Below are 6,414 nucleotides of genomic sequence, written 5' to 3' on the forward strand. Positions count from 1 at the left end.
GTTGCCCGTCTATCAACGCCTCGGCGACGTGCGCTCGTGCGCGGTGACCATGGGCCAGATCGCCGACATCCTCTTCGAACGCGGCGAACTCGACGAAGCGTTCGCGATGCACGAGGAGTACCTGCGGTTGGCGGAAGCGCTTGGCGATCTCGTTGGCATCGCGCACGCGCGCTATTCGCGTGCGCAGATCCGTGTCGCGCGTGGCGACCACGAACGCGGTGCGTTGCCGGAGATTGCGGACGATCTGGCGCAGGCGTATGCGATCTCGCGCCAGACGCGGCGGGGCGACGCCATTGGCGCCATTGGCATGTTATTCGCGCAGGTGCTGGCGATCACCGGATGGCAGAGCGAGGCGCTGGCGGTGCTTGACGAGGCCGAGGAATCATTCGCCAAGCTTGGCTGGAGCGGCCGGGTCGCGCGCGTACAGGAGTTGCGCTCGCGCATTGCCGGCATGGCCGCGCGTTGAGATCGCGGGGCGCGCTGTTCGTGCCGATCACTGCTCACCCCTTGGCTGGCTGCTCTTCCCAGTGGCTCTTCCCGGGAGATCTTCCGGGGCGCTCTTCCCGGGTGCTCTTCCGGGGTGCTCTTCCGGGCGCCTCTCCCCGGATGCTCTCCCCGGCGTCTTCGCCATCAAATCCCAGCTTCCGGCCCGGCATCGACGCTGATGACCCTCGAACCCCGCTACGCGTGCATTGCATGTCCCATCTCTCAGCGCTTGGCGGGGCGCGCCAGGCCGAGCAGATCGCGCGCCTCGTCCGGCGTCGCTGGCGGGCGGTCCATTTCGCGGCTGATGCGCGCGATGCGCGCGACCAACTGCGCGTTTCCGGTCGCCAGTTCGCCCTTGCGGTAGAAGATGTTGTCCTCGAAGCCGACTCGCACGTGGCCACCGAGGACTATGGCCAGCACGGCGAGCGGTAACTGCGCCGCGCCGATTCCGGCCACCGTCCACGTTGCTCCGGGCGGCAGTTGCGAGCGCAGGAACATCAGCGATTCCGGCGTGCCGGCCATCGCGCCGGGAACGCCGAGAACGAAGTCGACATGCACCGGAGCGGCGAGCCATCCCTTGCCGATCCAGCGCACGGCGGTGGTCAGCATGCCGGCATCGAAAATCTCCAGTTCGGGCTTGATGCCGTAGTCCTGGATCGTCCGTGCGAACCGCGCGATATCGGCCGGGTGATTGATGAACACCTCGTCGCCAAAATTGACCGAACCCATCGACAGCGTCGCCATTTCCGGCGCCAGGCTCAACGGCGCCAGCCGTTCGGCGGCGCTCATGCCGACCGCGCCACCGGTTGACACCTGAATGATCGCGTCGCAGCGCTCGCGCACCGCGGCGATGATCTGCTGATAGACCGCCTTGTCCTGCGTCGGGCTGCCGTCGGCGAGTCGCGCGTGCAGATGAACGATCGCCGCGCCGGCCGCGACGCAGGCGGCGGCATCGGCGGCGATTTCCTGCGGCGTGATCGGCAAGGCCGGTTGTTGCTCCTTGCGCACTTCGGCGCCGGTCAGCGCGGCGGTAATGATCAGCTTGTCCATCGCCGCTGCCGCAGGCTAGCGCGCGATGCGCTGGCAGTCGACCGGCACGACGCAGGTGCCCGCAGCGCGACAGACGATCACCGGCTCGGCCAGCACGTCGGCGGCCGAGGGCTGCGTCGCGCTACCCGTCGAGGCGATCACCTTGCGCGCTTCGAAAACCATCTTGCGCGAGCTGCGGCCGATCGACACGATCCGCCCGCTGGCTTCGATGTAATCGCCGGCATGGACCGGGGCGAGAAACTCGACGCGGTCGTAGGCGACGAACAGACCTTCGTCGCCATCGCTGCGGATGAGCAGTTCGGTGGCGACATCGCCGAACAGGTTGAGCATCTTCGCGCCGTCGACCAGTCCTCCGGCGTAATGGGCGTCGTGCGCGCTGATGCGCAAACGGATGAGGCTGCTAATTTCCGACATGGTGAACTCCTTTCTGGCGAGCGGTTCTTTTGATCCATTCGTGGATGGCGAACGAGGCCACGTCCTCGGCGTAGGTCTTGCTGCCGAAACCGGCGTCGTACCCCAGTTCCTTGGCCAGTTCGTGACTGATGCGCGGGCCGCCGACGATCAGGATCACCCGTTCGCGCAAACCCTCGGCTTCGAGCAGATCAGCCAGCCGGGTCAGATTGTCGAGGTGGATGTTTTTCTGCGTCACCACCTGCGAAACGAGAATCACGTCGGCCTTTTCTTCGATCGCGCGCACCACCAGATCTTCCGAGTCGACTTGCGCGCCGAGGTTGATCGCACGCATCTGGTGATAACTCTCCAGGCCCTTATGGCCGTTGTAACCCTTCATGTTCATGATCGCGTCGATGCCGACGGTATGGGCATCGCTTTCGATGCAGGCGCCGACGACGACCATCTTACGCCCCATTTTTTCGCTGATCAGACGGTCGACGCCGTCCTTGTCAAGCCTCGCGTAGTCGGGCCGGGAAACCTTGATCGCCGCCAGGTCGACGCGATGGCGACACTGGCCGTAGACGATGTAGAAGCTGAAACCCTGCCCCATGTCTTCCGCATGCACCACCGCCGCTTCGTCCAGGCCCATCATTGCCGCCAGTTGGCGGGCCGCTTCGCGCGCCTGCTCGTCGAGCGCCACCGGCAGGGTGAAGGAAAGCTGCACACGACCGTCGTCGAGCGTGTCGCCGTACGGCTTGAGCCATTGTTCGGCCATCTCAGTGTCCTCCCGGCAGCATCAGGCGAGGAAAGGGATTGAAGTAATCGTCGGCCTTGGCGAGCACCCCGTCCAGCCCGCGGCCGCCGTCCGGCCGACGCGCGATGTCGGCGAAAACACCCTGGCCAATCGCCGCCGGCAAGCCGATTTCTTCGATCCTGGCGAGCAAGTGCCCGGTCTCGTCGAGTACCGCCTGCGCGCGCCGCTCGATCTGGCCACCGCGTTTGAACTCGACTTCCGCATGCAGATCGCGCAGCGTGTTGAACACGTACCTGGCGTTCTGCACGGCGAGAAAACGGTCCTGGATCAACGGCGTATGAATGGCCTCGGTCATCATCCCGAGGAGGTGGATGTTCTGTTGCGTGAGCGCGCTGACGACGTTGAACAGCGCATCCTGGAGGTGCCCGCGGAAAATGTTGCCGGTCATGTGCCTGGTCGGCGGCATGTACTTGAGCGAGGCAGCGGGAAACACCTGACGTACCAGTTGCGCCTGCGCGACTTCCCAGAGAAAGCCGTTGGTCATTTCGGGATCGATCTCGAAGGCGTGTCCCAGGCCCATCTGTTCCGGCGTCAGACCGGACAGACAGGCAAACTGCTCGTTGATCAGTTGCGAGGCGAGGACCGTATGCGCCGCTTCACAGGCATCGGCGGTGGTCAGATAATTGTCTTCGCCGGTGTTGATGATGATCCCGGCAAAGGCATTGACCATGCGCGAGAAGAACTGGTCGATGAAAGTCCGCTGCAGGTTGATGTCGCGGAAGATGATGCCGTACATCGAATCGTTGAGCATCATGTCCAGCCGCTCGATGGCGCCCATGGCGGCGATTTCCGGCATGCACAGGCCCGAGCAATAGTTGGTCAGACGAATGTAGCGTCCGACGCGGTCTGCCGTTTCATCGAGCGCCGCACGCATCAGGCGGAAGTTCTCCTGCGTGGCGTAGGTGCCGCCGAAACCTTCGGTCGTCGCGCCGTAGGGAACGTAATCGAGCAGGCTCTGGCCGGTCGAGCGGATCACCGCGATGATGTCGGCGCCCTGCTCCGCCGCCGCCCGCGCCTGCTTGACGTCCTCGTGAATGTTGCCCGTGGCGACGATGACATACAGCCACGGCGTGCGCGCCTCGCCAAAACGGGCGATCGCCGCCTCGCGCGCGGCGCGCTGTGCGGCGATCTGCGCGCAACGCTTGCCGGCTTCCTCGTCACAGGCCGCGCGGACGAGCCGCGCGTTCGCCGGCCGGCGCAGGCGCAGCGTGCCGGCAGCGACTGCTTCGGCCACCTGCTGGACCGTCGACTGCTGTTCGAGCATCGCCCCGATGACCACCGGCGCCGCACCGTGCGCCAGCAAGTCCTCGGCCTGCAAGTGCTCGACGAGCCGATTCGGCAAGGGAACGCCGTTTTCATCGACGCCGTCGACGCCGAGCAGACGCAGCGTCGCGCGCTCGACGCTGGTCGTCGTGTAAGGCTCCATCTGCGCGCGCACAGCGCCGGCGATGCGCCGCGCCGATTCGCGCGCGCGGTCGATTTGCCTCTGATCGAGATGCAGACGCGTCATAGAGAAACTCCGCTGGTGATCAGCTCGTGCTCGCGCATCACATCGCTGACCTGGTGTTCGGGAAATGCCCGCCGGGCGGCGTCGAGCAAATCTGCGGCGACGACATCGCCGCCATGCGGCGCGCAGGGATTGACGGTAATGCCGACGATAGCGATGCGGCGCTCGGCCAGCACGCGGCCGCCGTGCTGCTGGAAATGCCGCAGATCGGCGTGCTCGATGAACAATTTTGTTCCGTCGGCGACCACCAGCGTCAAACCGGGGTTGTCGGCGAGCAACTGCCGCAGCGTCGGCCAGAGCCGCTTGCCGACCGCACCGCTGAGCGCGATCATCGCCGGCGCCCGGTCGGCGAAGGCGCGCAATGCCGCTGCCGCATTTAAGGTGGCGACGTCGAGGTGCGCGATGAGCTGGCCGGCGCGATCCCAGACGCCGACGCCGCCCCGCGCAAATACCGCCCGGCAGCGGCGCGCCGTCTGCGCGTCGGCCTGGGCAATCTCGAGCATCGCCAGGCGCTCGCGCGTCTTGCGCAGGATATTGCCGATACCGCCGCCGACGGCGGCGCCGGTGGCCAGGATCATTCCCTCGGCAACCGCCGGCGAAGCGTGCTGGCTGCGGCCAAGCGCGCCGTCGAGCACGATCAGCGCGCACGCGCACTGGCGCAGTTGGCCGATGATGCTTTGCTGATCGGCAGCGCGCGAAGCGCCGGCGACTTCCATCGTGCCGTGCTCGAGCACCCGCACGAGGACGATTTCGCCCATCGGACTGCCCACCCCGCTCGCAGCGAGCAGCTTGCAGCGCACGCGGGCGCGCGCCAGGGTGTCGCGCGCGGTGGCCACGATGCTCCCCGGCCAGACGCGCACCGGCGGCTTCGGAATGTCGAAAACCTGGTCACGCTCTTCGCCGTCGCGTCCGATCGAGGTCAATCCGATGGCCACGCCGTCGTGCGCCGCGCAGGCCAGCAGATGGTTCAAGGTCACCGTCTTGCCGGTATTCTTGCTCATGCCCATGACGGCCAGCGTGGTCAGGCCACGCCGACGGATCTGCCGCCAGAGAGCGCTGCCACTCACGCCGACTCCCACGTTTCGCTGCGCATCACGACCGCCGACGCCGCTCACCCATACGACTCTGCGAACAGGCGGCGCAGCTCCGGGCTTTCGCGCAGCAGCGCCAAGGCATACAGCGCATGGTCTTTGGCGTAGCCGTTGCCGATGATCATCTCGACATCCTTGCCGACGCCTTCTGCGCCCAGCGCGGCGGCGGTAAAGGAGGTCGCCATCGAGAAGAAGTAAATCCTGCCGCGGTCGCGCGTGGACAGGATGCTGCCCATTTCGGTGTTCGGGATGTTGACGCAGTTGATCGTCACATCGGCCATCTGGCCGGCGGTCACTTTGGCGATGGCTTCCATCATCGCCACCGCGTCGGTCGCGTCGACCTGCACGGCGTGATCGACCCAGCCGAGCTCGCGCATTCGCTCGCAGTCGTCGGCGAACGGCGAAACGCCGATCACCCGTCCCGCCGGACCGGCACGCTTGCGCGCTTCATAGACGCACAAGCTACCCGACTTGCCGCCACCGCCAACCACCAGCACCGTGTCGCCCGGGCGAACCAGGCGCGCAGTCTGTGCCGGCGCGCCGGCGACATCGAGAATCGCCAGAGCCACCGCTTCGGGAATGTCGTCCGGCAGACGGGCGTACCGCCCGGAGGCGAACAGGATCGCCTGCCCGTCCACCTCGATCTGGTCCTGGTCGAGATGAATCTTCCGGATGCTGCGGATTTGCAGTGGCGTCAGCGACAGCGAGACCAGCGTGGCGATCCTGTCGCCCACCTTGAGGTCGACCTTGTCGGCCAGTGCCGAGCCGATTTCGGCCACCCGCCCGATCAGCATGCCACCCGAGCCCGTGACCGGATTATGCTGCTTGCCGCGCCGCTCGACGGTTCCGCAGACGATGCCGGCGATCCGCTCGAGATCGCCGGCAGCCTCCTGCCTGATCTGGGTGAAACTGGCGGCATCGATATTCAAGGCGGAGACATCGATCCGGATCTCGTTGTCGTAAATGGCCATCGAATTGTCGATCTTCCACGCGCCTTGCGGCAGCACGCCGAGCGGTTCGAGAACGCGGTGCGTGCCGTAGGGCGAACCTGGTCGCATGCCTGATCTCCTCAG

At 66.1% G+C, this 6,414-nt stretch carries 6 protein-coding genes and 1 pseudogene; 1 reads left to right on the top strand and 6 read right to left on the bottom strand.

The genetic code is table 11. The features are described from left to right. Window positions 1–466, top strand: a pseudogene (locus RKP46_RS06990) (hypothetical protein); the annotation flags it as partial. A 242-nt stretch (window positions 467–708) separates the two neighbouring features. On the opposite strand, the gene RKP46_RS06995 reads toward RKP46_RS06990, so the two are convergent. From RKP46_RS06995 to RKP46_RS07020, 6 genes are read right to left on the bottom strand one after another with little or no spacing between them, the layout of a single operon-like run. Beyond that, window positions 709–1,536: a 3-keto-5-aminohexanoate cleavage protein gene (locus RKP46_RS06995; RefSeq protein ID WP_311105978.1), complete on the bottom strand. Its 828-nt coding sequence runs from the start codon at window positions 1,534–1,536 to the stop codon at window positions 709–711. Between the two features lie 15 nt (window positions 1,537–1,551). Beyond that, window positions 1,552–1,941 carry a hotdog domain-containing protein gene (locus RKP46_RS07000; RefSeq protein ID WP_311105982.1) on the bottom strand — a complete coding sequence of 130 codons (390 nt, stop codon included), beginning with the start codon at window positions 1,939–1,941 and terminating at the stop codon, window positions 1,552–1,554. Continuing rightward, window positions 1,937–2,704: an OAM dimerization domain-containing protein gene (locus RKP46_RS07005; protein WP_311105979.1), complete on the bottom strand. Its 768-nt coding sequence runs from the start codon at window positions 2,702–2,704 to the stop codon at window positions 1,937–1,939. Before RKP46_RS07005 ends, RKP46_RS07000 begins: the two co-directional genes overlap by 5 nt. 1 nt (window position 2,705) lies before the next feature. Further along, window positions 2,706–4,253 (bottom strand): lysine 5,6-aminomutase subunit alpha, encoded by a 1,548-nt coding sequence (locus RKP46_RS07010; protein ID WP_311105980.1) that lies wholly within the window; start codon window positions 4,251–4,253, stop codon window positions 2,706–2,708. Further along, window positions 4,250–5,317 carry a hypothetical protein gene (locus RKP46_RS07015; protein ID WP_311105981.1) on the bottom strand — a complete coding sequence of 356 codons (1,068 nt, stop codon included), beginning with the start codon at window positions 5,315–5,317 and terminating at the stop codon, window positions 4,250–4,252. Before RKP46_RS07015 ends, RKP46_RS07010 begins: the two co-directional genes overlap by 4 nt. A gap of 44 nt (window positions 5,318–5,361) precedes the next feature. Continuing rightward, window positions 5,362–6,399 (bottom strand): zinc-binding dehydrogenase, encoded by a 1,038-nt coding sequence (locus RKP46_RS07020; RefSeq protein ID WP_311105983.1) that lies wholly within the window; start codon window positions 6,397–6,399, stop codon window positions 5,362–5,364. Window positions 6,400–6,414: the final 15 nt, after the last annotated feature.

The organism is Accumulibacter sp. (assembly GCF_031732815.1).
GTDB lineage: Bacteria > Pseudomonadota > Gammaproteobacteria > Burkholderiales > Rhodocyclaceae > Accumulibacter.

What these genes read in the sequence shown, in the direction of transcription:
- RKP46_RS06995 (WP_311105978.1), bottom strand. Translation starts at nt 1,536, where the DNA reads ATGGACAAGCTGATCATTACCGCCGCGCTGACCGGCGCCGAAGTGCGC.
- RKP46_RS07010 (WP_311105980.1), bottom strand. Translation starts at nt 4,253, where the DNA reads ATGACGCGTCTGCATCTCGATCAGAGGCAAATCGACCGCGCGCGCGAA.
- RKP46_RS07020 (WP_311105983.1), bottom strand. Translation starts at nt 6,399, where the DNA reads ATGCGACCAGGTTCGCCCTACGGCACGCACCGCGTTCTCGAACCGCTC.
- RKP46_RS07005 (WP_311105979.1), bottom strand. Translation starts at nt 2,704, where the DNA reads ATGGCCGAACAATGGCTCAAGCCGTACGGCGACACGCTCGACGACGGT.